Source organism: Pseudomonas chlororaphis subsp. piscium, assembly GCF_003850345.1.
Classification (GTDB): Bacteria; Pseudomonadota; Gammaproteobacteria; order Pseudomonadales; family Pseudomonadaceae; genus Aquipseudomonas; species Aquipseudomonas piscium.
This window is the reverse complement of sequence record NZ_CP027707.1, coordinates 4,048,099-4,074,065: the sequence shown is the minus strand read 5'-3', so window position 1 is coordinate 4,074,065 and position 25,967 is coordinate 4,048,099. Positions and strand designations below refer to the sequence as shown.

12 protein-coding genes are annotated in these 25,967 nt (G+C 62.2%); 9 read left to right on the top strand and 3 right to left on the bottom strand.

Annotated features, from left to right (window positions below):
- Positions 1 to 53 precede the first annotated feature (53 nt).
- The 5 genes from C4K38_RS18540 (at position 54) to C4K38_RS18520 (ending at position 6,071) form a co-directional block, all read left to right on the top strand.
- On the top strand, positions 54 to 1,274 hold the full coding sequence (locus C4K38_RS18540; RefSeq protein ID WP_053279663.1) for a M24 family metallopeptidase: 1,221 nt from the start codon (positions 54 to 56) through the stop codon (positions 1,272 to 1,274).
- 20 nt (positions 1,275 to 1,294) lie between these two features.
- Entirely contained in the window at positions 1,295 to 2,326 is a 1,032-nt protein-coding gene (locus C4K38_RS18535; protein ID WP_053279662.1) for a pyridoxal-phosphate dependent enzyme, read from the top strand.
- 55 nt (positions 2,327 to 2,381) lie between these two features.
- Entirely contained in the window at positions 2,382 to 2,888 is a 507-nt protein-coding gene (locus C4K38_RS18530; protein ID WP_053279661.1) for a flavin reductase, read from the top strand.
- A 62-nt stretch (positions 2,889 to 2,950) separates the two neighbouring features.
- Positions 2,951 to 4,807 carry an asparagine synthase (glutamine-hydrolyzing) gene (asnB, locus tag C4K38_RS18525; protein WP_053279660.1) on the top strand — a complete coding sequence of 619 codons (1,857 nt, stop codon included), beginning with the start codon at positions 2,951 to 2,953 and terminating at the stop codon, positions 4,805 to 4,807.
- An 82-nt stretch (positions 4,808 to 4,889) separates the two neighbouring features.
- Positions 4,890 to 6,071, top strand: coding sequence for an MFS transporter (locus C4K38_RS18520; RefSeq protein ID WP_053279659.1), 1,182 nt, complete (start codon positions 4,890 to 4,892; stop codon positions 6,069 to 6,071).
- Positions 6,072 to 6,220: 149 nt separating this feature from the next.
- Here C4K38_RS18520 and C4K38_RS32735 read toward each other — a convergent pair whose 3' ends face one another.
- Positions 6,221 to 6,349: a hypothetical protein gene (locus tag C4K38_RS32735; protein ID WP_269458472.1), complete on the bottom strand. Its 129-nt coding sequence runs from the start codon at positions 6,347 to 6,349 to the stop codon at positions 6,221 to 6,223.
- A gap of 27 nt (positions 6,350 to 6,376) precedes the next feature.
- Between C4K38_RS32735 and C4K38_RS18515 the strand changes: the two genes are divergently transcribed.
- From C4K38_RS18515 to C4K38_RS18500, 4 genes are all read left to right on the top strand, one after another.
- Complete coding sequence (locus C4K38_RS18515) at positions 6,377 to 8,152, top strand: type I secretion system permease/ATPase (protein ID WP_053279658.1); 1,776 nt, start codon at positions 6,377 to 6,379, stop codon at positions 8,150 to 8,152.
- Positions 8,145 to 9,458, top strand: a complete 1,314-nt coding sequence (locus C4K38_RS18510; protein ID WP_053279657.1) for an HlyD family type I secretion periplasmic adaptor subunit — start codon at positions 8,145 to 8,147, stop codon at positions 9,456 to 9,458. Before C4K38_RS18515 ends, C4K38_RS18510 begins: the two co-directional genes overlap by 8 nt.
- Positions 9,459 to 9,496: 38 nt before the next feature.
- Positions 9,497 to 10,858 (top strand): TolC family outer membrane protein, encoded by a 1,362-nt coding sequence (locus tag C4K38_RS18505; RefSeq protein ID WP_053279656.1) that lies wholly within the window; start codon positions 9,497 to 9,499, stop codon positions 10,856 to 10,858.
- A 735-nt stretch (positions 10,859 to 11,593) separates the two neighbouring features.
- Complete coding sequence (locus tag C4K38_RS18500) at positions 11,594 to 12,310, top strand: response regulator transcription factor (RefSeq protein WP_053279655.1); 717 nt, start codon at positions 11,594 to 11,596, stop codon at positions 12,308 to 12,310.
- A gap of 244 nt (positions 12,311 to 12,554) precedes the next feature.
- On the opposite strand, the gene C4K38_RS18495 is transcribed toward C4K38_RS18500, so the two are convergent.
- The gene (locus C4K38_RS18495; protein WP_081001536.1) at positions 12,555 to 20,894 is read right to left on the bottom strand and encodes a T1SS-143 repeat domain-containing protein; all 8,340 of its coding nucleotides are present in this window, start codon (positions 20,892 to 20,894) and stop codon (positions 12,555 to 12,557) included.
- A gap of 311 nt (positions 20,895 to 21,205) precedes the next feature.
- Entirely contained in the window at positions 21,206 to 25,798 is a 4,593-nt protein-coding gene (locus tag C4K38_RS18490; RefSeq protein ID WP_053279654.1) for a T1SS-143 repeat domain-containing protein, read from the bottom strand.
- Positions 25,799 to 25,967 lie beyond the last annotated feature (169 nt).

The window sequence follows — 25,967 nt, the reverse complement described above, 5'->3', positions numbered from 1 at the left end:
TCTGTCCTGCCTGACAGTGGCGTGATAGTTGAAGATAAAGGAACTTATTGTCCATGATTTATAATCTTGGCAGGCTTTCCAGTGTCATGGATTCGCAAGGCCTCGACATGTTGTTAGTGTCTACTCGGGAGAATATTAATTATTTCACCGGTATTCGGCCTGTGGTCAAGGAGTTGAATCCTTATTATGGCGAGTGCTATGTGCTTATTTGTCGGCAGCAGCCAGATATTGTGCATTTCGTTCACTCGTGTGGCGAATGCGATCAACTGACCGAATCGCAAACCCCGATAGGCCTTGTTCATACTTACGGCACCTTCTATCGAGAGTTGCCCAATCAGAGCTTATTGCGTGACGACGAAGTGGCCATTCATCGCTGGACCAGTAACTCTGCACGGCATTTGAATGCCCAGCAGGCACTTTTGACCCTGCTTCAAGAACTGGGCGTCACCCCTTCGACGAGAATCGGTTGTGACGAGGATGGTGTTTCCCATGCTGCGCTGGCGTCGATGCAGGCGCAGTTCGGCGAAGCCTCCATCATCCTGGCGTCTGCCCTGATCCGGCAGATACGCCGGGTCAAGACCCCCTACGAAATCGAAATGCTGACCCTTGCCGCCCGTTGCAACGAGTCGGCGATCAAGTGCGTGGCTGAAGCAGTGCAGGTGGGGATCAGTGAACTGCAAATCGGCGAGATCTTCGAGTCTGCGGTGGTCCGCCTCGGCGGACGCCCTGAGCTGACGATGATCAAGATCGGACGGGCCGCCGTCGGTGGCCAGCGCCGACAGCGGGCAGACATTACCTTGCAGCACGGCGATTTGCTCTGGTTCGACTCCAATACCCGTTACCAGGGCTTCTGGGCGGACCTGGCGCGGGTCTATGCCTTTGGTGACGTCGACCCGGCAACGGCGCAGCGCTATGCAGCGCTGCGCGAAGGCATGTTGCATGCGGCACGCTCGATCCGGCCCGGGATGTCCGGCAAGGACGTCTTCCACCTGACGATGGACTGTGTGCGAAGCAACGGCTTCCCTGAATACCGGCGCCATCACGTCGGCCATGGCATTGGCCACGAGGCCTACGAACGGCCGATCCTGATGCCAGGCGAAGATGCCCTGGTCGAGCAGGGCATGGTGATTTCCATAGAAACGCCTTACTACGAATTCGGTCTGGGGGCATTGCATCTCGAGGATCCGCTGGTCATCGGTCCTGAGCACAACACATTTCTGACCATGGATCCGTGCCCCGAGCTTGGGGTTATCGCTACGTCATCGTTTCGATAGGAAATGAAGGGAGTCGCCTTGTGAAAAGCATATTAGAAACCATTGGATCCTGTCCCATCGTCGAGCTTTCCCACTCGCTGGTACCCAGCGGCAAGAAGCTCTACCTGAAGCTGGAACAGTTCAATCCCAACCACAGCATCAAGGACCGGACGGCCCTGGGGCTGGTGCTCGCCGCCCTGAAGTCTGGCCATCTGGCGCCTGGCGGCACCGTGATCGAATCCACCTCCGGCAACCTCGGCAAATCTCTGGCCATGATCGGCGCGGCGATGGGCTTGAAGGTGATCGTCGTGGTCGATCCGAAGGTGAGTTCGACCGCGGTCAATTGGTACAAGGCCTACGGCGCTCAGGTGGACATGGTGAATACCCCGGACGGGCAGGGCGGCTACCAGCGGGCGCGGATTGAAAGGGTCCAGCAACTGCTGCACGAGCATCCCGGGGCTTATTGGCCGAATCAATATGACAATCCGCAGAACCCGGCCTATCACGACGAAGTCACGGCCAAGGAATTTGCCAGGCTCGATTACGACGTGCTGGTGGGCTGCGTCAGCACCGGCGGGCATCTTTCCGGTATCGCCAGGGGAATCAAGCGCGATCGTCCGCAGGTCAAGGTACTGGCGTGCGATGTGCTGGGGTCTGCCGCCCTGGGCGGGGCATTCTCGCCGTATCTGCTCAACGGCGTCGGCCTGGCCTGGCGCTCGGCCAATACCCACCTGGATTGCTTCGACTACCACAGCCTGATCGATGATCACCATGCGATTTCGATGTGCCGGATCCTGGCCCGTGAAAGCGGCTTGCTGCTGGGAGGGTCGGCGGGGCTGGTGGCCTATGGCGCGCTGCAATGCCTGTATGGCTCCTCGGCGAAGAGTGTCCTTGCGATCATGCCCGACAGCGGCACCAACTACCTGGATACGCTCTACGACGACCGCTGGCTGGAGCAGAAAAACATCCATCTCTATGGGGTCGAGGCGCTACGCCAGGACCTGCAGGCCAACGAGTTCAAGCGATCCCGGTCGGGAAGGGATCTCGAGTCCGTGCCCTCGTTGAGCTATTGAGCGGCGACACTTTCCTTTTCCAAGCGTTTGTACTGTCCATCCATGAGGATGCCGCATGTTTGACTTCACTCAGACCGAAGCCGTACCCAAGCAGGATTATCACGACGGTATGGCCAGGCTCGCGGCCGGCGTCTGCATCATTGCCACTCACGTGGACGGCCACCCCGAAGGCATGACTGCCACCTCCGTCTGCAGCGTATCGGATGTGCCGCCGACGTTGCTGGTTTGCCTCAATCAGCTGTCGAGTACGTTCCAGGCTTGCCTGAAGAGCGAAATATTAAGCGTCAACGTGCTTTCGCCCCACGCCACGCAACTGTGCGAAACCTTCGCCAAGCCGCGCAGCACGGTGGAGAAGTTTGCGTTTGGCCAATGGCATACCGGGACCACGGGCGCGCCCTTGCTCACCGATGCCCTGGTGATTTTCGATTGCCGGATTGTCAGTACTCACCGGGTGCACTCCCATGGCGTGCTGTTCTGCGAACCCGTGAGTGTGCAGGTCGGCAGCGCCCACGAAGGGCTGGGCTACTTCAATCGGCGCCTCATTCGCATGGCGGCGCATTGAGTCGTCCGTACTTTCAGTTGTTCGATGCTTGACGAGTTCCCATTACATCAGGAGATAACAAAATGTGCGGAATGGCGGGTTGGCTTTCTTACTCAAGGGATCTGAGGCTGCACCGGGATACCGTTCAACAAATGACCGATACCATGGCCCTGCGCGGCCCCGATGGTGAAGGCGTGTGGATCGACGGCCCGATTGCCCTGGGGCATCGGCGCTTGTCCGTGATCGACCTGGAAGGTGGCCGGCAACCCATGGCCGCCAACCAGCCGGGTAGCACCAACGATGTCGCGGTCATCAGTTATGTTGGCGAGGTCTACAACTTCCGCGAGTTGCGCGCCGAGCTGGTGGCCAAGGGGCATACCTTCAAGACCAACAGCGATACCGAAGTGGTCTTGCGGGCCTATGTCGAATGGGGCGAGCAGTTTGCCGAACGCCTGAATGGCATGTACGGCTTTGCCTTGTGGGATATCCGCAAACAGGAACTGCTGCTGGTCCGCGACCGGATGGGCGTCAAGCCGCTGTTCTACTTCCCCACCGCCGATGGCGTGATCTTCGGTTCCGAGCCCAAGGCAATCCTGGCCAACGCCCTGGTGCCGCGGCGAATCCAGGCCGATGGCATGCGTGAGTTGCTGGAGCTGGTCAAGACGCCGGGGCAGGCGATCTTCGCCGGTATGAAAGAAGTGCTGCCCGGTGAGATCGTCAGGGTCAACCGGGATGGCATCCGTACCCGCCGTTACTGGCAACTCGAGGCGCGCGAACACGGTGATTCGCTGCAACAGACCATTCAACACACCCGCGACTTGCTGGAAGACATCGTCGACCGACAGATGATCACCGACGTGCCCCTGTGCGTGTTGCTGTCGGGCGGCTTGGACTCCTCGACTATTACTTCCCTGGCTTCGAAGAAACTGCTGGCCCAAGGCAAGGAGAACGTTCGTACCTTCTCCCTCGACTTCAAGGACCACGGCGAGGAGTTCGTCAGCGATGGCTTCCGCCTGACGCCTGATACACCCTTCGTCTGGGACCTGGTCAAGTGGGTGGACTCCAATCACGGCCAGATCGTGCTCGACAGCCGTGAGCTGGCCGATCCGGCACTGCGCGCAACCGTGGTCCGCGCCCTTGACCTGCCGCCGGCCTATTGGGGGGATCTGTATCCTTCGCTGTATCGGCTCTTCCAGGAGGTGCGCAAGCAGTCCACGGTGGCGCTCTCGGGCGAAGCGGCCGACGAAGTGTTCGGCGGATACCGCTGGTTCCATGACCCGGCCGCGATTCCCGCTGACACCTTCCCATGGATGACCACGGCCACGGTGAAACTGTTCGATGGCAAGAATCTGTTCGACCAGGGGTTGCTGGCCAAGCTGGACATGCCAACTTTTGTCAGCGACAGCTACCGCCAAGCGCTGGATGCGGTTCCGGAACTACCGGGAGAGGACGCCACCAACCGTCGCATGCGCCAGATCACCCACATCCACTTGACGCGTTATGTGCAATCCCTGCTGGACCGCAAGGATCGCATGAGCATGGCGGTGGGGCTGGAATTGCGGGTACCGTTCTGCGATCACCGGCTGGTGGAGTACGCTTTCAATATTCCTTGGGAAATGAAAACCTTCGACGGTCGGGAGAAGAGCATTCTGCGTGCCGCCGCCCGAGATCTGCTGCCGGACTCCATCGTGCAGCGCATCAAGAACCCTTACCCGGCCACCCAGGACCCGGCCTATGAAAAAGAGCTGCGTTCGGCCATGTCTGCGATCGTTGCGGATTCAAACGCGCCGGTGCGCCAGTTGCTGGATCTGGACCGAGTCAAGGACACCCTGGGCAGGGAGGCGGGTAAAGTCTCTCCGCTACATGAACGCATGGGCATGGAACGGGTAGTGGGCATGAACAGCTGGCTGGCCGAGTATGATGTGGCGGTTGATATCTAGCGTATAAGGTGCCGACCCCATCGGCACAGGTACGCTGATGGGGTCAGGGTGACTCAGTTGTAATCAGGGATGGACATTACCGATGGTCAACTCAGCCTTGCGGATCTGGTGTGCGGTCAGTGTGTTGTGCGTGGCTTCATTCACGATGGTGACCTGCGAGTTTGCTCCCATTGGTTTGTTGTCGCAGATCTCCAATGACCTGGAGCAGTCTCCCTCGACCGTCGGTCTGACGGTGACCTTGTATGCCTGGATCGGCGCCGCCAGCGGGTTGTTGTCGAACTGGCTGAACCGCTGGATTTCCCGTAAGGCCTTGTTGATCGCACTGATGCTGATCCTGGCCGTGTCAAACGGCCTGGCGGCGTTATCTCCCGAGTTCTCGACACTGCTCGGTGCCCGTGCGGTGGGCGCGGTTGCCCATGGCGTGTTCTGGGCCATCGTGGCCGCCACCGCGGCGCATATTGTCCCGGTACAACGAATAGGTCTGGCCACCTCGATCGTTCTGGGAGGCATCACCATTGCCACGGTCATGGGGGTTCCCTTGATCAACCTGGTGGGTCAATACGATGGCTGGCGCACGGCATTCATGTGCCTGGCCCTGATGTGTGTCGCCAGTGCCGGGGCGATAGCCCTGGTGCTGCCGACGATGAATATTCAATCCCTGGACAAAGGCATCGGCTTTGCCGTGGTGCTGCGGCGCAAGGATCTGTTGATCACTTACGTCATCACCGGCCTGACGGCGGCCGCTCATTTTGGCGCATACACGTTCGTCGAACCCTTTATTGGCCAGGTACCGGGTATTACCGCCTATCTGATTGCCGTCCTGCTGTTTGCCTTTGGCGCTGCGGGATTCCTGGGCAACCTGCTGAGTGCGCTGTTTATCGATCGCTACTTGAAAACCTTCATTCTGCTGGCGTTGATTGCAATGGCCTTGGCCTTGGTGACCCTGGGGATTTACGGTCCGTTACTGGGGATCACGCCTGTCGTTGCCTTGCTGGTGGTCTGGGGTGTGGCCATTTCTGCGTTGTTCACCGGCCTGCAAACCTGGGTCTTGAGGATTGCCGGCGACCACACCGTGCCGGCGACCGCGATCCACACGGCCGTGCTCAACAGTGCCATCGGGCTGGGTGTGATTGTGGGTGGCGCAGCACTGAATGTGTCTGGGTTCAAGGGGGCGATGTTGTCGGCCAGCGTGGTGATTGTGCCGGCCATCGCGCTGATGATTGTGGCCAACCTTCGCGCTCGCACAGAGCCCGTCTTCTCCTAGACCCTCGCGCGCTGCGCCCAGCAGCGCCGTCTCGACCTGTGCCTGTCCTCAACGGGCCGATCGGATCCATATCCTGACGTTGCCAGGTAACCCTGCGGCGGACCCATCCCGGCAGCCCGCGATAGCGGCAAAAACCCGTCCTGGAGCGCTCAGGCCTTGAAGTCGCGGGAGTTTTGCGCGCTCTTCAGCGCCGGGCCGTTACCGGCGCCATGCCAGTTGCCCGAGGCGAACCGGCCAATGGCTGCGCGCAGCTGTTCGGCATGATCTAAGCTCCACAAAGGCTGGCCTTTCGAGCAGAGGTTTCAATGCAAAGCACACCTGAAAACAGTCTGAAAAATGCGTTGAAGGTCTGTAGAGACAGCTTTGTTTTCGTCGGCTTTTTCAGTTTCTTCATCAATGCGCTGATGCTGGTCCCGACCTTCTACATGCTTCAGGTGTATGGGCGGGTGATGACCAGCGGCAGTCTCACCACCCTGGCCATGTTGACGTTGATCATGATCGGGCTGGTGATCACCCTCGGCTCCCTGGAATGGATTCGCTCGCGCATCATGGTCCGGGTCAGTACCCGGCTGGATGTGCTGCTCAGTCGCCAGGTCTACAAGGCCAGTTTCAAACGGGCTTTGGACAGTGGCGGCATGGATGCCTCGGCCCAGTCGCTCAACGACCTGACGGGGTTGCGACAGTTTCTTTCCAGCAGCGGTCTGTTCGCCTTTTTCGACGCGCCCTGGTTGCCGATCTATATCGCGGTGATGTTCCTGTTCCACCCCTGGTTCGGCTGGGTCGCGACGGGCAGCGCGCTGTTGTTGATAGTGCTCGCCTTCGTCAATGAGAAGCTGACGGGGCCGGTACTGGCCCAGGCCAACAGGGAGCATATCGGCGCGACCCTCTATACCACCAAGAACCTGCGCAACGCCGAAGTCATCGAGTCCATGGGCATGCTGGAAACCCTGATGGATCGTTGGGGCCGTCGGCAGAGAAACGTCTTGCTGCTGCAGTCCCTGGCAAGCGACAGGGGAGGCCTTGTCACGACGCTTTCGCGGACTTTTCGCCTGCTGGTGCAATCGCTGGTGCTGGGCCTGGGGGCGTACCTGGCGGTGGACCATCAGGTGGGAGCCGGCCTGGTGTTCGCCGGGGCCGTGCTGCTGGGGCGGGCACTGGCCCCCATCGACCTGATGATCGGCAGCTGGAAGGGCTTTATCGCGGCCCGTTCGCAGTACAACCGCCTGAACGACATCCTCGGCAAACAACAGGCGCAACCCGAGCGTCTGTCCTTGCCCGCGCCCGAGGGCAACGTGCAGGTCGAGAATCTGATTGTCGCGGCGCCTGGCTCGAAAAACCCGATCCTCAAGAACATCAGCTTCAGCGTACCGGCCGGTTGCGTGGTGGGCATCATAGGTCCGAGCGCCTCGGGCAAGTCGACCCTGGCCAGGGCGCTGATCGGCGTCTGGCCGCCACAGCATGGGGTGGTCCGGCTGGATGGCGCGGACATCAGCACCTGGGACAAGCATGAGCTTGGCCCGCACATCGGTTATTTGCCCCAGGACATCGAACTGTTCGAGGGCAGCGTCGGCGAGAACATTGCCCGCTTCGCCGAGATCGATTCGGCGAAGGTCATCCAGGCCGCCAGGACCGCTGGCGTCCACGAAATGATTCTGCTGTTGCCCGATGGCTACGACACCGTCATCGGCAGCGAGGGCGTCATGCTGTCGGCGGGGCAGCGCCAGCGCATCGGGCTGGCCCGCGCACTGTACGGCAACCCGCGGCTGATCATTCTCGACGAGCCCAATTCCAACCTCGACGAAGTTGGCGATCGTGCCCTGGCGGCCGCCATCCAGCAGATCAAGCACACCGGCGCGACCCTGTTCGTGATTACCCACCGCACCAACATCGTGTCGCAACTCGACCGGCTGCTGGTGATGAAAGCCGGGGTCGTCGGCCTCTATGGGCCGCGCGAGGAAATACTGGCCGAACTCAGCGGGCAGCAACCGCCGGTACCGAAACACGCCGGGCCCGTACCGGTGGCTACCAACGTGGCGTCGATCGATGCCCGCAAGGACGATGGCGGTGAATCCTATGCCTAATCGTCAAATCGAAAGCTTCTCCGACCTGCCGGTGTCCGATCGCAAGGTCCACCGCCTGGGCATCGGCATCGTCGGCTTGACCTTCGGCCTGTTCGGCACCTGGGCGGCGCTCGCGCCCCTGGACGGCGCCGCCTACGCGCCGGGGGTGGTCACCGTGCAGACTTACCGCAAGACGGTCCAGCACCTTGAAGGCGGCATCGTCAAATCGGTCTTGGCCCATGATGGCGATATCGTCAAACGTGATGATCCGCTGATCATCCTTGAAGATGCCCAACTGCGCTCCGAATACGAGGCGACCCAAAGCCTGCTGATCGCGGCCAGGGCCATGGAGTCAAGGCTGATTGCCGAGCGCGATGGGTCGCCGGCGATCGACTTCGGGCCGATGAGCGACCCTGTCAGTGTGCGGGGAGAGGAAGCGCGCCAGGGCGAGACCCAGGTATTCAACGCTCGGCGGGGCTCGCGGCTGGGCCAGATAGCCGTGCTGCGCGAGCGCATCGGCCAATTGCACCAACAGATCAAGGGCCTGGAGTCGATGATCGCGGTCAAGGTGCGCCTTGAGCAATCCTACAGCGGTGAAATCGGCGAATTGTCCGAGCTGCTCAAGCAAGGGTTCGTCGACAAGCAACGCCTGCTGGAGCAGGACCGCAAGCTGGGGATGCTCAGGTCGGAGGTGGCCGATCACCGATCCGCCATCGACAAGACCCGTCTGCAGATCAACGAAACCCAGCTGCAGATCCTCCAGGTCGACAAGGATTTCAATTCAGACGTGGCCAAGCAGCTGGCCGAGGTGCAGACCAAGATCTACGACCTGCAAGAGAAGAACTCGGCCCTGGAAGACCGCCTCAGCCGCATTGTCATCCGCGCCCCCGACGCCGGCATGGTGATTGGCATGACGGTGCACACCATCGGCGGTGTCGTGCGTTCGGCGACGCCCTTGCTGGACATCGTGCCATCGGTTTCCGAACTGGTCATCGAGGCCCAGGTGGCGCCGGTGGACATCGATCGCATCGGCATCGGCAAGCGCGCCGATATCCGTTTCGGCGCGTTCAAGAGCTCGACCACGCCGGTGATCGAAGGCGAGGTCAGTAGCGTCTCGGCCGACCGGCTGACCAACGAAAAGACCGGGACCGCCTATTACCTGGCGCGGGTCCGGGTCACCGAGAACGGTGCGCGCACCTTGGGTGAGCGCAAGTTGTTGCCGGGGATGCCGGCGGACGTGTTGATCATCACCGGGCAACGCACGCTGTTGCAGTACTTGATGCAGCCGGCCCGGGATGTGATGTCTCAATCAATGATCGAGGAGTGACCGTGGGAGAGTCGTCAGTTCTGCTAGGGAGTGCATTCATGCTGGCAGCGGGGGCCGTCTTGGCGCAAACCGCTGCAGTAACGTCAACCGGGGTCAATGCCTCGACCTATTCCACCGACCTCATGCAGCTGTATCGCGAGGCGCGGCTGGAAGATCCACAGGTCCTGGCCTCCTATGCGCAAGCGCAGGCGGGCAAGGAACATCAACGCGAGGCGCTGGGGGCGCTGCTGCCGCAACTGTCGCTGAATGCCGGGGCGAACCGGATCCACCAGGAAAACGACCTGATACAGGAACGCAGTTTCGATAGCGAAAGCTACAGCCTGGTGCTGCGTCAGTACCTCTACAACAAGGCCGCGTGGGAGAACTACCAGAAGTTCAAGAGCCTGGCCAAGCAGTCCGAGTCGCAAGCGCTGGACGCCCAGGCCGAGGCCACGGTGGAACTGGCGCGGCGCTACTTCACCGCGCTGGCGGCCGAGGATGAGCTGGAGCTGGTGAGGGCGGAGCGTCGAACCACGCAAAAGAGCCTGGACCGGGTCAATGCGTTGTACGAAAAGCAGCTGGCGATGATTACCGACCAGCTCGACCTCAAGGCCCGGGTGGACCTGCTCGCGGCCCAGGAGCTGGATGCCCGCAACCAGGCCAGCATCAGCCGCGAGGCGCTGGCGGAGCTGGTCGGTCGGCCGGTCAAGGAGAAGCTCAACCGGATTCGCAATGACGCGCAACTGCGGGTTTCGGCGCAGAGCCTGGAGTCCTGGGTGCGCGAGGGCATGGAGCTGAACCCGACGCTCAAGGCCAGCGAGAGCGGCGCCGAAGCCGCGAACGCAGCGTTGCGCAGCGGCAAGGGTGGGCATTACCCGACGGTGAGCCTGAACCTCAGCGCGCAACAGACCAACGAGGGCTACAACAATACCCTGGCGCCACGCACCGACAGTTACGTCGCCGGCATCGGCGTTCAGGTGCCGCTGTACAGCGGCGGTTCGACCTCGGCGCGGGTCCGTGGGCTCTACCAGGACCAGCTGGTCGCCGAGCAGGAGCTGGAAGCGATCCGGAGGCGGGTGGTCAAGGAGATCACCAGCGCCTACCTGACCGCCAATTCGAACGGCGAAAAGATCGACGCCAGCCGTTCGGCCCTGGCCTCGGCCCAGCTGTCCAGGGTGGCGGCGGAGAAGGGGCTGAGCTACGGCATGGTCAATGCCGTCGACGTACTGACCAGCGTACGCAACGAGTTCCGCGCCCGGCGCGACCTGCTCAAGACGCAATACGAGTTCCTCAGCAATGTCTTCACCCTCAATCGCTGGGCGGGAAAACCACCGGTCGAAAGTGTCGAGAATGTGAATACCTGGCTGAGTCCCGGTAGCGCCGGCCAGGCCATGGGCGTTGGGACCGAGGACCTGGAGTAAAGGCCGACTGGCCATTCGACTGTTGCGCTCTACAGCCCCGGAGCCGGAGAAATCCGGACTCGCCAGGGGCTGGTTGCGTCTGGCCCAACGGAAAAAAGAGCGTGCGTCGGCGCCCCTGCCGTACCTCGAAAATCATTCTTTGGTTCATCCATCCGGTTTGCCACGCCGCCGAGACATTTCTGTCCCGGCAGGCGAATCGCTTGTGCGGGGGATTGACGTTGAACCGGCGATTCATGGCGCTGCCGGCTTCGTCGACAAATTGACGCTTTCATTGCTCGCATCGTTGTCCGCGCGCCATTCGTCCGTTAATTGACGAGCCTGGTTGGATCCGATTCTGCCCGCAGGTCGCCCGTGGCGAGCCTAAGAGCTTGATTTGCGGGGGGCAGGGCACCCTTGGGGAACATCGGCCCGGCGACCCGCACCAGGCCTGGGTCGAAGACCGACGGATGGGTTGGCAGGCATTGCAGCGGGCTGGCCTAGACTCAGTTGAGGGCTCGCGGACGCCCTGCGGTACGTGCAAACTATTGATAGTTATTCTTATTCATGCCGTTTCGATAGTGTTGCCCGGCTTTGGGAAACCTCCGCAACTTCTGCCTGTACCGCGGGTCGCCAAGACCCGGGCGGGCACTTTCAGAGCCTGTCGGCGCTCGCATCCATCCTTCAAGAGTGAGTGGCCGATCAAGGAAGGCCAACGCGTATGAAGGTCATCGTTTTTCAAGGGGAGGCAGGAAGATCATGCCAGACCATACAAAAACGATACGCGTGATGTTGATCGATTGCCGTCCCCTCGTGCTCATGGGGCTTCACGATTTGATCAATGCGAGGAAGCCCCGGATGGAGGTGAGCGGCCAGGCCACCACCTACACCAATGCGCTGGACCTTGCCGATCAGTTGCGCCCCAATGTGATTTTCTTCAGTTTTTTTCCGGATGCGTTGAACCCGTTGGAGGTCGTCGCAGGGCTCACCCGCAGCCCGGAAATGAAGCTGCTGGTGCTCAAGGGCCTGTACGAATCCGTCCCGGTTGCCCAGGCGATCGAGGCGGGCGCGCGCGGTATCGTGCTGGCGGAAGACCCGACGGAGTCGATCGTCCGGGCCATCATCAAGGTCCACCATTATGACGTCGGGCTGGACCGAGCCTGGTCCGGTGGGCTTTCCGGCTATGCCGCGAGCAGGCATGTGCCCTTGCGATGCAACCTGGAGCAGGCGAAGCAGGCGCGGCTGACGCTGCGCGAGCGGGAACTGATTCGCGCCATAGTCGGTGACCCGTCCGCCAAATACATGAGCATCGCCGAGCACCTGGGCATCAGTGAACACACCGTGCACAACCACCTCAGCAACATCTATCAGAAGCTCAACCTGATCAACCGCATCGACCTGCTGATGTATGCGCTCAAGCACGGGCTCACCGACAACGAAGAGCCGCCCGACTCCACCTGGGTGGAACTGGAATGAGGTGATCAAGACAAGGCAGCCCTGTTGTTGTCCTTGTCGGTGGCCAGGGTGTCCGGGTCGAGGGTGATGCCGTGCTCATTGTTTCCTGCCCCCCATGAATGCGTAGGTATGTCGCCGTGCTCTGTGAGCTTTGGGCTGCCTGGGCATTCGCCGCGGATGCGACCGGGGAATTTCGGACTGGGATGGCAAAAAAAGCGAGGGTGGTTTCCAGGCCACCCTCGCTTTTGTTCGCATGCGCGAGGTTTTAGACGCTGCCCATTACGATATCGGTATTAAGCAGATCGACCCCGACCAGGGTAATGGTCGTGATCTGTCCGCCGGTCTCGGTCACCGTCACGACGCTGTCGGCGCCGGCGTTGTTGATCGACTGCACAGTGGCGCCCGGGTCACCAATAAGCACCACCGCATCGCGCTGGCCTGCTCCCGCGTCGAAGCCTGTGACCTGGTACTGGTTCTCGGTGGCTGACAGGTCGATGTTGAAGGCATCCCGCTCACCCGTGGTGCCCACCAACCTGAAGTCGAACAGGGCGTCGGTCGTGTCGTTGGCGAACAGGTTGGCGTCGAACGCGCTGGTTGCCGTATCGCCATCCTTGTCCGTCACTGTCGCGTTGAACGCCAGCTTGACGTCGCTGGCCAGGCTCTCGGTCTCGTGGGTGAACAGGATCGTCGGGATCTTGATATCGCCCCGGGCCATCGTCAGCTGAACGGCATCGATCAAGGATGTGGCCGACTTCTCGACGGTGAAGGACACCTGCCCACCGGCCTCCGGAGTCAGGGTGTTGACCTCGATCAGGTTGGAGAAGGTGCCATCCTCGTAGAAGACCCTGTAGTACAGGTCCTCGGTTGCCGTGTTGTAGCCGCCCACGGAGTTGTCGATGAAGACCTTCATGCTCGTCAGCAGGCTTTCCGGGTTGACGACGAAGCTTTCATCGGCCGCGCCGATCGCCGCCAGGTTGTCTCCCTGGAGCAGGTTGTTGGCGATGCCGATACCGGCCGTGCTGACGTTCAAGGCCGCCGAGCCGATGAACGACGGCAGGGGGTTGGTCTGCAACTGCGCTTCGGTAGGGTCGGGCGCCCCGACCCCGATGCCGGTCAGGATGCTGTTCGCGCCGCTTGGCGGAGCCAGCGGGTTGGCGCCGAAGAACACGATGTGTTCGCTACCTATGGTCAGGGTGCGCACCGGGTCCGGGCCACCGGCATCCAGCGCGCCGTCGGCGCTGCTGAGGACGATGGTCGAACGGAAGCCTTCGTCCAGGTCCAGGGCATAGGTGCCGTTGGCGTAGGCGCTCAGGGTGTAGTGCACGGTGGTGTTCGCCGTTGCCGCGTTGTTGTCGAAGTCACCGGTCAAGGTTCCCGCGAACTGGTACGCGCCATTGGCGTCCGGTGACGGCGACTGCTCGACGAGCGTGCCGGTTCCGGTGGTGGTCGTGTCGTCCGGCCGGACCAGGGTGAACTGGCCGTTCACCAGCGAAATGTCCAGGCCGGCCGCGTTCAGCCCGTCGGCGCCAGGCCCCAGGTTCCAGTAGCCTTGTTGCGCATGGACGGTCCCGGTGCCGATCAGGTTGCCGAAGGCGAGGGTCGGCGTATCGTCATCGACGGTGATCACCAGCTTGTTGGCGGCGGCGGTCACTGTGTCACCGTCCTTGTCGGTGGCCTGCAGCAGGGTACCCAGGTTGAGGGTGAGGTCGTTCTCGTCGTTGCCCGCCGCGTGATCCAGGTGCTGGAGCAGGGTGAAGGTGTAGGCACCCGCTACCGTGAGGCTGAGGGTGAACACGTCAGTCGCGCCGGCCTTGGCGGTCAGGGTGTTGCCCAGGACGCTGTAGGCCAGCGCCACCCCACCGGAACTCAGCGCTGGCAAGCCGCTGGTGTTGCTCGACAAGCTATAGGTCAGCGGTACGTCGGCCCCGGACTGGAAGATCCCGGTGACGCTGCCGCTGGCGACAGTCGCCTCACCCGCCACATCCCCGACACCACCGGCGATGCCATTGGCCAGGCCGTCTTCATCGACGGTGCCGGTCACGGGAGCGCCGGTTGCCGTTGGCGTGTCGTCATCGACGGTAATCACCAGTTTCTCGGCCGCGGCCGTCACTGTGTCGCCGTCCTTGTCGGTGGCCTTCAGCAAGGTACCCAGATTGAGGGTGATGTCGTTTTCGTTATTGCCTGCAGGGTGATCCAGAGGTTTGAGCAGGGTGAAGCTGTAGGCACCCGCCGCACTGAGGCTGAAGGTGAATACATCGGTCGCACCGGCCTTGGCGGTCAGGGTATCGCCCAGGACGCTGTAGACCAGTGCCACCCCACCGGAGCTCAGGGCCGGCAGGCCGCTGGTATCGCTCGACAAGCTATAGGTCAGCGGTACATCGGCACCGGATTGGAAGATGCCGGTGACGCTGCCGCTGGCGGTTGTCGCCTCACCCGCCACATCCCCGACACCTCCGGCAATACCGTTGGCCAGGCCGTCTTCATCGACGGTGCCGGTCACGGCGGTCCCGGTTGCGGTTGGTGTGTCGTCATCGACGGTAATCACCAGTTTCTCGGCCGCGGCCGTCACCGTATCGCCATCCTTGTCGGTGGCCTTCAGCAAGCTACCCAGGTTGAGGGTGATGTCGTTTTCATTATTGCCGGCTGGATGATCCAGAGGCTGGAGCAGGGTGAAGCTGTAGGCACCCGCGGCGCTAAGGCTGAAGGTGAAGACATCGACTGCGCCGGCCTTGGCGGTCAGGGTATCGCCCAGGACGCTGTAGACCAGCGCCACTCCGCCCGAACTCAGGGCTGGCAGGCCGCTGGTGTCGCTCGACAGGGCATAGCTCAGCGGTACGTCGGCCCCCGACTGGAAGATACCGGTGACGCTGCCACTGGCCACGGTGGCTTCACCCGCCACGTCGCCCACACCACCCGCGATACCGTTGGCCAAACCGTCTTCGTCGACGGTGCCGGTCACCGCGGTTCCGTTGGCGGTTGGCGTGTCGTCATCGACGGTGATCACCAGTTTCTCGGCGGCGGCCGTCACCGTATCGCCATCCTTGTCAGTGGCTTTCAGCAAGCTACCCAGATTGATAGTGATGTCGTTTTCGTCATTGTCGGCTGCGTGATCCAGTGGACGGAGCAGGGTGAAGTTGTAGGCACCCGCGGCGCTAAGGCTGAAGGTGAACACATCGACGGCGCCCGCCTTGGCGGTCAGAGTGTCGCCCGCGACGCTGTAGACCAGTGCCACCCCACCGGAACTCAGGGCCGGCAAGCCACTGGTATCGCTCGACAAGCTATAAGTCAGCGGTACATCGGCACCCGACTGGAAGATACCGGTGACACTGCCGCTGGCCGTGGTCGCCTCGCCGGGTACATCGCCAATACCACCGGCAATGCCATTGATCACCCCGTCTTCATCGACGGTGCCGGTCACGGCGGTTCCGTTGGCGGTTGGCGTGTCGTCATCGACGGTGATCACCAGTTTCTCGGCTGCGGCTGTCACCGTGTCGCCATCCTTGTCGGTGGCCTTCAGCAAGCTACCCAGGTTAATGGTGATGTCGTTTTCATCGTTGCCCGCTGGGTGATCCAGCGGCTGGAGCAAGGTAAAGCTGTAGGCACCGGCTGCGCTAAGGCTGAAGGTGAATACGTCAGTTGCACCGGCTTTAGCCGTGAGGGTGTCACCCGCGACGCTGTACACCAGTGCCACTCCACCCGAACTCAGGGCTGGCAAGCCACTGGTGTCGCTCGACAAGGCATAACTCAGCGGCACATCGGCCCCGGACTGGAAGATCCCGGTGACGCTGCCACTGGCCGTAGTCGCTTCGCCAGCCACGTCGCCCACACCACCGGCGATGCCATTAGCCAGACCGTCTTCATCGACAGTTCCGGCCTCGGCGGCTCCGGCTGCTGTTGGCGTATCGTCATCGACGGTGATCGCCAGTTTCTCGGCCGCAGCCGTCACTGTGTCGCCATCCTTATCCGTGGCCTTCAGCAAGGTGCCCAGGTTAATGGTGATGTCGTTTTCGTCGTTACCTGCTGGATGGTCCAGCGGTTGGAGCAGGGTGAAGCTGTAGGCACCCGCGGCGCTAAGGCTGAAGGTGAACACATCGACTGCGCCAGCCTTGGCTGTGAGCGTGTCGCCCGCGACGCTGTACACCAGCGCCACCCCACCCGAACTCAGGGCTGGCAGACCGCTGGTATCGCTCGACAGGGCATAGGTCAGCGGTATGTCGGCACCGGACTGGAAGATGCCCGTGACGCTGCCGCTGGCCGTAGTTGCCTCACCGGCCACGTCGCCTACACCACCAGCGATACCATTGGCCAAACCGTCTTCGTCGACGGTTCCGGCCTCGGCGGTTCCAGCCGCCGTTGGCGTATCGTCATCGACGGTGATCACCAGTTTTTCGGCCGCAGCCGTCACTGTGTCGCCATCCTTATCGGTGGCTTTCAGCAAGGTGCCCAGGTTGATGGTGATGTCGTTTTCGTCATTACCGGCTGGATGGTCCAGAGGCTGCAACAGGGTAAAGCTGTAGGCACCCGCGGCACTGAGGCTGAAGGTGAACACATCGACCGCGCCAGCCTTGGCTGTGAGGGTGTCGCCCGCGACGCTGTACACCAGTGCCACCCCAGCCGAACTCAGGGCTGGCAAGCCACTGGTATCGCTCGACAGGGCATAACTCAGCGGTACGTCGGCACCGGATTGGAAGATGCCCGTGACGCTGCCGTTGGCAGTAGTCGCCTCACCCGCCACATCCCCGACGCCACCGGCAATACCGTTGGCCAATCCGTCTTCATCGACGGTGCCAGTCGCAGCGGTTCCATTCGCGGTGGGCGTGTCGTCATCGACGGTGATCACCAGTTTCTCGGCGGCAGCGGTCACCGTATCGCCGTCCTTGTCGGTGGCCTTCAGCAAGGTGCCCAGGTTAATGGTGATGTCGTTTTCATCGTTGCCCGCTGGGTGATCCAGGGGCTGGAGCAGGGTAAAGCTGTAGGCACCCGCGGCGCTGAGGCTGAAGGTGAATACATCGACTGCGCCAGCCTTGGCTGTGAGGGTGTCACCCGCGACGCTGTACACCAGTGCCACCCCACCCGAACTCAGGGCTGGCAGACCGCTGGTATCGCTCGACAGGGCATAGCTCAGCGGTACGTCGGCCCCGGATTGGAAGATGCCGGTGACGCTGCCGCTGGCGACGGTGGCTTCGCCGGCCACGTCGCCGACACCGCCGGCAATGCCATTGGCCAATCCGTCTTCGTCGACGGTGCCGGCCTCGGCGGTGCCATTCGCGGTTGGGGTATCGTCATCGACGGTAATCACCAGTTTCTCGGCGGCGGCCGTCACCGTATCGCCATCCTTGTCGGTGGCCTTCAGCAAGGTGCCCAGGTTGAGGGTGATGTCGTTTTCATCGTTGCCCGCTGGATGGTCCAGCGGTTGCAGCAAGGTGAAGCTGTAGGCACCCGCGGCGCTGAGGCTGAAGGTGAATACATCGGTCGCACCGGCCTTGGCCGTCAGGGTGTCACCCAGGACGCTATACACCAGCGCGACCCCACCGGAGCTCAGGGCTGGTAAGCCGCTGGTGTCGCTCGACAAGGAGTAGCTCAGTGGCACGTCGGCCCCAGACTGGAAGATGCCCGTCACGCTGCCGCTGGCCGTGGTGGCTTCGCCGGCCACATCGCCCACACCGCCGGCAATACCGTTGGCCAGGCCGTCTTCATCGACGGTGCCGGCCTCGGCGGTTCCGACTGCCGTTGGCGTGTCGTCATCGACGGTAATCACCAGTTTCTCGGCGGCAGCCGTCACTGTGTCGCCGTCTTTGTCGGTGGCCTTCAGCAAGGTACCCAGGTTAATGGTGATGTCGTTTTCATCGTTGCCCGCTGGATGGTCCAGCGGTTGCAGCAAGGTGAAGCTGTAGGCACCCGCGGCACTAAGGCTGAAGGTGAACACGTCGACTGCACCCGCCTTGGCGGTCAGGGTGTCACCCGCGACGCTGTACACCAGCGCCACCCCGCCCGAACTCAGGGCTGGCAGGCCGCTGGTATCGCTCGACAGGGCATAGCTCAGTGGCACGTCGGCGCCCGACTGGAAGATGCCTGTCACGTTGCCGCTGGCCGTCGTTGCTTCGCCAGCTACGTCGCCCACACCGCCGGCAATACCGTTGGCCAGACCGTCTTCATCGACGGTTCCGGCCTCGGCAGTCCCGGTTGCCGTTGGCGTATCGTCATCGACGGTAATCACCAGTTTCTCGGCGGCGGCCGTTACCGTGTCACCGTCTTTGTCGGTGGTCTTCAGCAAGGTACCCAGGTTAATGGTGATGTCGTTTTCATCGTTGCCCGCTGGATGATCCAGTGGCTGCAGCAGGGTGAAGCTGTAGGCACCCGCCGCACTGAGGCTGAAGGTGAATACATCAATTGCACCGGCTTTAGCCGTGAGGGTGTCGCCGGCAACGCTATACACCAGCGCCACTCCGCCCGAACTCAATGCCGGCAGGCCGCTGGTATCGCTCGACAGGGCATAACTCAGCGGTATATCGGCACCGGACTGGAAGATCCCGGTCACGCTGCCGCTGGCTACAGTAGCTTCGCCGGCCACATCGCCGACGCCACCGGCAATACCGTTGGCCAATCCGTCTTCGTCGACGGTGCCGGCCGCAGCGGTGCCATTCGCGGTTGGGGTATCGTCATCGACGGTAATCACCAGCTTCTCGGCGGCAGCCGTTACCGTGTCGCCATCCTTATCCGTGGCTTTCAGCAAGCTACCCAGATTGATGGTGATGTCGTTTTCATCGTTACCGGCGGGATGATCCAGAGGCTGCAGCAGGGTAAAGCTATAGGCACCCGCCGCGCTGAGGCTGAAGGTGAACACATCGACTGCGCCGGCCTTGGCGGTCAGGGTGTCGCCGACAACGCTGTACACCAGTGCCACTCCGCCTGAACTCAAGGCCGGCAGGCCACTGGTATCGCTCGACAAGCTAAAGCTCAGCGGCACATCGACGCCGGACTGGAAGATCCCGGTGACGCTGCCGCTGGCGTTGGTGGCCTCGCCAGGCACGTCGCCGACACCGCCGGCAATGCCATTGGCCAGGCCGTCCTCATCGACGGTACCGGCCGCAGGGGTACCGGCCGCTGCCGGTCCATCGTCCTCGAAGATCATCTTCGAGCCGATTTCGCTGGTGCTGGTAGAGGCTTGGCGCAGGGTGAAACCACCGATATCGAAATCGGCGTGGTTATCGCCCTTGGCGTCGACGGCTGCCCCGTTCTCGACCAGCACGCGGTTGTGGTCCGCGGTGGTGGTGTATTCGATCTGGTAGCCGGCCTTGACGCCGGTGACGGTTGCAACCCCGCCAGAGAAGCTGATGGCAATGCTCGGATCATTCACCGAGCCGTCGGAATTCTCGATCACCAGCCCGGTGCTTTTATCGAAGACGCGGACATTGGTGATGGCCACCGAGGCATCGTTCGCATAACCGTTGATGAAGTTCACGCCGGTTTCAGCCGCGGTGCTGTATGCGCTGATTTTTACCATCGCACTCTTGCCGCCTTGCAGCTGCACGACATCGAAACTGGCCGACTTCGTATTAAAGACATTGGTGAAGTCGATGTTGGCTTCCACATCCGCTTCGTTCTGGTCCAGGTTGGGCACGGTCACGTTCTGCCGGGCGCCGGTGACGAACGAAATACGAATGCCTTCCTGTTCCACGATCATCTGATTGTTGGTGCCCAGGGTGGTCGGGCCACCGCCCTGGCTGGTGTTGATCGTGTCGCCAGTGTTTATGTTCGCGCCGCTGGACTGGTCCGCCGGGTCTTTACCGGTGGCGATCAGCGTCGGATTGGTGATCCGCAACACACCGCCGTCATTGATCACAGTCGGGTTCGCCGCCGTGAACATCAGGAACAGGTTCTGCCCGGAAGGCGCATTGGTCAGGCTGAATCCCGCGTCCTGGACGGCGCTGACGAACACCTTGTTCAGCAGGTTGAGGGCATCGTCCGGGTTGCTGGCATCCGGGTGCTTGAGCGGTTGGTATTCCACGGTCCAGAGCTTGCCGCCGGATACCGGCGATCCGGTTTCTTCGATATAACCGGCGAACACGATCGCGCCGGCGGGGCCTCCGGCCCGGCCCAGCAGGATGTTGTTGTTCGTATCCGTGTAGAGAAGGATGCTGGTGCCATCGAGGGTATCCAGCCCGCTGTCCAGGCCATTGAGTGGCGCGCCGAGGCTGTCGGTGAACTTGATATCGATGATGTCCGCGCCGGGCGCCGGGTTGAGGGTGAAGGCATTGCTGCCGGTGTTGCCCACGGCACCGGTGTAGCCACTCAAGGCTGCATCCGTTGCGGTACTCGCGCCAAGGGCGGTCAAGCGGGTGGCGAAGGCCGAGGGCAGGGCGGCCAGCAGAATGTCATTGTCGTCGGCGTCTCCCGCAGGGGCTGGGGTGGCGGTGGCGTTCTGCAACCCGGTGGTTTCGTCCAGGGTCACGCTCGCACCGTTCACCAGGATGGACGAAGCGCTGCTCACCTGGGCAGTGCTGACGGCCAGCGTGTTGTCGCTGGGGGAGACGGGGTATAGGGCGGTACTGGTGTCAGCGGTCAGGTCGTTCGTGGGGGATGGGGTTTTTTTAGAAATAGTCATGACGTTCTCCTGGGCCATTCCAGTCGTTGAGGCCGCACCCGGGCCCTCTGTTGGCAGATACGACAACTATGGAGATGCGTCGCAGATTGCGCATTGGCCGATACTCCCAGGCAGGATGGGAGTTTCAGCCTATTCAGGAAGGGAAGCGGGACGGGGCGCAGCAGCGATCGCAAAAAAGGACCTCGGGGGTCCTTTTTTGCGTTAGCCCGCGAGGGCGGCAAAAGGCCGTTGTAGAGCTGTTCTCATATTGGCGCGCAAAAAAACGAGGGTGGTTTCCAGGCCACCCTCGCATGGGTTTGACGCGCCAGGTTTCAGACGCTGCTCAGGACAATATCGGTATTGAGCAGGTCGACCCCGACCAGGGTGATGGTCGTCAATTGTCCGCCGGTCTCGGCCACCGTCACGATACTGTCGGCGCCGGCGTTGTTGATCGACTGCACGGTGGCGCCCGGGTCACCAATAAGCACCACCGCATCGCGCTGGCCCGGGCCGGCATCGAAGCCGGTGACCTGGTACTGGTTCTCGGTGGCTGACAGGTCGATGTTGAAGGCGTCCCGCTCACCCGTGGTGCCCACCAGCCTGAAGTCGAACAGCGCGTCGGCCGGGTCGTTGGCGAACAGGTTGGCGTCGAACGCGCTGGTTGCCGTATCACCATCCTTGTCCGTCACCGTCGCGTTGAACGCCAGCTGGATATCGCTGGCCAGGCTCTGGGTCTCGTGAATGAACTCGATGGTCGGGACCTTGATCGTGCCCTTGCCCATGGTGAGCTGGACGGCGTCGATCAGGTGGCTGCCATCCCACTGGACGGTGAAGGAGGTCTGGCCTCCCGCTTCCGCGTGCAGGTCGGCGGCCTGCACCTTGATGGGCGCGCCCGAGGTCGTGCCGTCGTCGTAGTAGGCCGTGTAGTACAGCTCTTCCGTGGCCGGGTTGTAGCCCTGCACCGAGTTGTCGATATAGACCTTCATGGCCGTCAACAGCGTTTCGGGGTTGACCACGAAACTCTCGTCGCCGGCATTGATACCCGCCGTGTTGTTGCCCTCCAGGTTGTTGTTGGCGATGCCGATGCCGGAGGTGCTGACGTTCATGGCCGCGGTGCCGATGAACGACGGCAGGGGGTTGGTCTGCAACTGGGCTTCGGTAGGGTCGGGCGCTCCGAGCCCGATACCGGTCAGGATGCTGTTCGCGCCGGTTTGTGGGGCCAGCGGATTGGCGCCGAAGAACACCACATGCTCGCTGCCTATGGTCAGCGTGCGTACCGGGTCCGGACCACCGGCATCCAGCGAGCCGTCGGCACTGCTGAGGACCACGACCGAACGGAAGCCTTCCTCCAGGTCCAGGGCATAGGTGCCGTTGGCGTTGGCGGTCAGGGTGTAGTGGATGGTGGTATTCGCCGTGGCCGCATTGTTGTCGAAGTCACCGGTCAGGGTTCCCGCGAACTGGTAGGCGCCGTTGCCATCTGGTGAAGGCGACTGCTCGACCAGCGTGCCAGTGCCGGTGGTGGTGGTGTTGTCCGGCCGGACCAGGGTGAACTGGCCGTTCACCAGCGAGATGTCCAGGCCGGCCGCATTCAACCCGTCGGCGCCAGACCCGATGTCCCAGTAGCCTTGTTGCGCCAGCTGGGTCCCGGTGCCGATCAGGTTGCCGAAGGCGAGGGTCGGGGTGTCGTCATCGACGGTGATCACCAGCTTGTCGGCCGCGGCGGTCACTGTGTCGCCGTCCTTGTCGGTGGCTTGCAGCAGCGATCCCAGGTTGAGGGTGATGTCGTTCTCGTCGTTACCCGCCGCGTGATCCAGGTGCTGGAGCAGGGTGAAGGCATAGGCCCCCACGGCATTGAGGCTGAAGGTGAACACATTGACCACGCCAGCCTTGGCCGTCAGGGTGTCACCCGCAACGCTGTAGGCCAGCGCCACCCCGCCCGAACTCAGGGCTGGCAGGCCACTGGTATCGCTCGACAGGGCATAGCTCAGTGGCACATCGGCACCGGACTGGAAGATCCCGGTGACGCTGCCGCTGGCGACGGTGGCTTGGCCAGCCACGTCGCCCACACCGCCGGCAATGCCATTGGCCAGGCCATCTTCGTCGACGGTGCCGGTCACCGCGGTTCCGTTGGCGGTTGGCGTATCGTCATCGACGGTAATCACCAGTTTCTCGGCCGCGGCGGTCACTGTGTCGCCATCCTTATCCGTGGCCCGTAGCAAGGTGCCCAGGTTGAGGGTGATGTCGTTTTCGTTATTGCCTGCGGGGTGATCCAGAGGCTTGAGCAGGGCGAAGTTGTAGGCACCCGCGGCGCTGAGGCTGAAGGTGAACACATCGACTGCGCCAGCCTTGGCGGTGAGGGTATCCCCCAGGACGCTATAGACCAGCGCCACACCGCCGGAACTCAGGGCCGGTAGGCCGCTGGTATCGCTCGACAAGGAAAAATTCAGCAGTCCATCGGCCCCGGACTGGAAGATCCCCGTCACGCTGCCACTGGCGGTAGTCACCTCGCCAGCCACATCACCGACCCCGCCAGCGATGCCATTGGCCAGGCCGTCCTCGTCGACGGTGCCGGTCACGGCGGTGCCGGTTGCGGTTGGCGTGTCGTCATCGACGGTGATCACCAGCTTCTCGGGTGCAGCCGTTACCGTGTCGCCATCCTTGTCGGTGGCCCGCAGCAACGAGCCCAGATTAAGGGTGATGTCGTTCTCGTTATTGCCGGCGGCGTGGTCCAGCGGCTTGAGTAGGGTGAAGCTGTAGGCACCCGCCGCACTGAGGCTGAAGGTGAGCACATCGACTGCACCCGCCTTGGCGGTGAGGGTATCACCGGCGACGCTATACACCAGCGCCACGCCGCCCGAGCTCAGGGCTGGCAGGCCGCTGGTGTCACTCAGCAGGGTATAACTCAGCGGCACGTCGGCACCGGACTGGAAGATCCCGGTCACGCTGCCACTGGCGGTAGTCGCTTCACCTGCCACATCACCGACACCACCGGCGATACCATTGGCCAGGCCGTCTTCGTCGACGGTGCCGGTCACGGCGGTTCCGGTTGCGGTTGGCGTGTCGTCATCGACGGTAATCACCAGTTTCTCGGCGGCAGCCGTCACTGTGTCACCGTCCTTGTCGGTGGCCTGCAGCAGGCTACCCAGGTTGAGGGTGATGTCGTTCTCGTCATTGCCGGCTGGATGGTCCAGCGGTTGCAACAGGGTGAAGCTGTAGGCCCCCGCGGCGCTGAGGCTGAAGGTGAACACATCGACGGCGCCCGCCTTGGCGGTGAGGGTGTCGCCGGCGACGCTGTACACCAGTGCCACTCCGCCGGAGCTCAATGCCGGCAGGCCGCTGGTATCGCTCGACAAGGCATAGGTCAGCGGCACATCGACGCCGGACTGGAAGATCCCGGTGACGCTGCCGCTGGCGTTGGTGGCCTGACCCGCCACATCACCGACACCACCGGCGATGCCATTGGCCAGGCCGTCTTCATCGACGGTACCGGCCACGGCGGTTCCGGCCGCTGCCGGTCCATCGTCCTCGAAGATCATCTTCGAGCCGATTTCGGCGGTCGTGGTGGAGGCCTGGCGCAGGACGAAGCCACCGATGTCGAAGTCGGCGTGGTTATTGCCCTTGGCGTCAAGGGCCGCGCCGTTCTCGATCAGGACGCGGTTGTGGTCCGCGGTGGTGGTGTATTCGATCTTGTAGCCGGCTATGACGCCGGTGACGGTGGCCACGCCGCCAGCAAAGTTGATGGCAATGTTCGGATCATTCGCCGATCCGTTGGAGTTTTCGATCACCAGCCCGGTGGCGTTGTCGATCACGCGAACACTGGTGATAGCCACCGATGCATCGTTCGCATAGCCGTTGACGAAATTCACACCGGTTTCAGCCGCGGTGTTGAAGGCACTGATTTTTACCACCGCACTCTTGCCGCCTTGCAGCTGCACGATATCGAAATTGGCCGTCTTCGCATTAAAGACCGCGGTGTAGTCGATATTGGCTTCGACGTCGGCTTCGTTCTGATCCAGGTTGGGAATGGTCACGTCCTGCCGGGCGCCGGTGACGAAGGTAAAACGAATGCCTTCCTGTTCCGTGATCATCTGGTTGTTGGTGCCGAAGGTGGTCGGGCCACCTGCCTGGCTGGTATTGATCGTGTCGCCAGTGTTTATATTCGCGCCGCTCGACTGGTCTGCCGGGTCTTTACCGGTAGCGATGATCGTCGGGTCACTGATCCGCAGGACGCCACCGTCGTCGACCACCGTCGGGTTGGCCGTGGTGAACATCAGGAACAGGTTCTGTCCGGAAGGCGCATCGGCCAGGCTGAACTTCAGGTCCTGGCTGGCGCCGACGAACACCTTGTTCAGCAGGTTGAGGGCATCGTCCGGGTTACTGGCATCCGGGTGTTTGAGCGGTTGGTATTCCACAGTCCAGATCTTGCCACCGGATACCGGCGATCCGGTTTCTTCAATGTAACCCGCGAACACGATCGCACCGGCAGGGCCTCCGGCCCGGCCCAGAACGATGTTGTTATTGTCCGTGTCGGTATAGAGCAGGATGCTGGTGCCATCGAGGGTATCCAGGCCGCTGTCCAGGCCATTGAGCGGCGCGCCCAGGCTGTCGGTGAACTTGATATCGGTGATGTCCGCGCCGGGCGCCGGGTTGAGGGTGAAGGCATTGCTGCCGGTGTTGCCCACGGCACCGGTGTAGCCACTCAAGGCTGCATCCGTTGCGGTACTCGCGCCAAGGGCGGTCAAGCGGGTGGCGAAGGCCGAGGGCAGGGCGGCCAGCAGAATGTCATTGTCGTCGGCGTCTCCCGCAGGGGCTGGCGTGGCGGTGGCGTTCTGCAGCCCGGTGGTTTCGTCCAGCGCAACGTTGACGCCGGTCGCTACCACGAGTGGGTCGTTCGTGAGGAGTGTGTTTTCTTGCAGGGTGGTCATGACATTCTCCAGGGCAGTTCCAGTCGTTGGGGCCGCACCCTGGCCCTCTGCTGGCAGATGCCTCAACTATGGTGATGCGTCGGAGAATGCGCATTGGCCGATACTCCCAGGCTGCCTGGGAGTTTCAGCCTACTGGGGAGTGGGAACGGGATGAGGCGAAGGCGCCGGC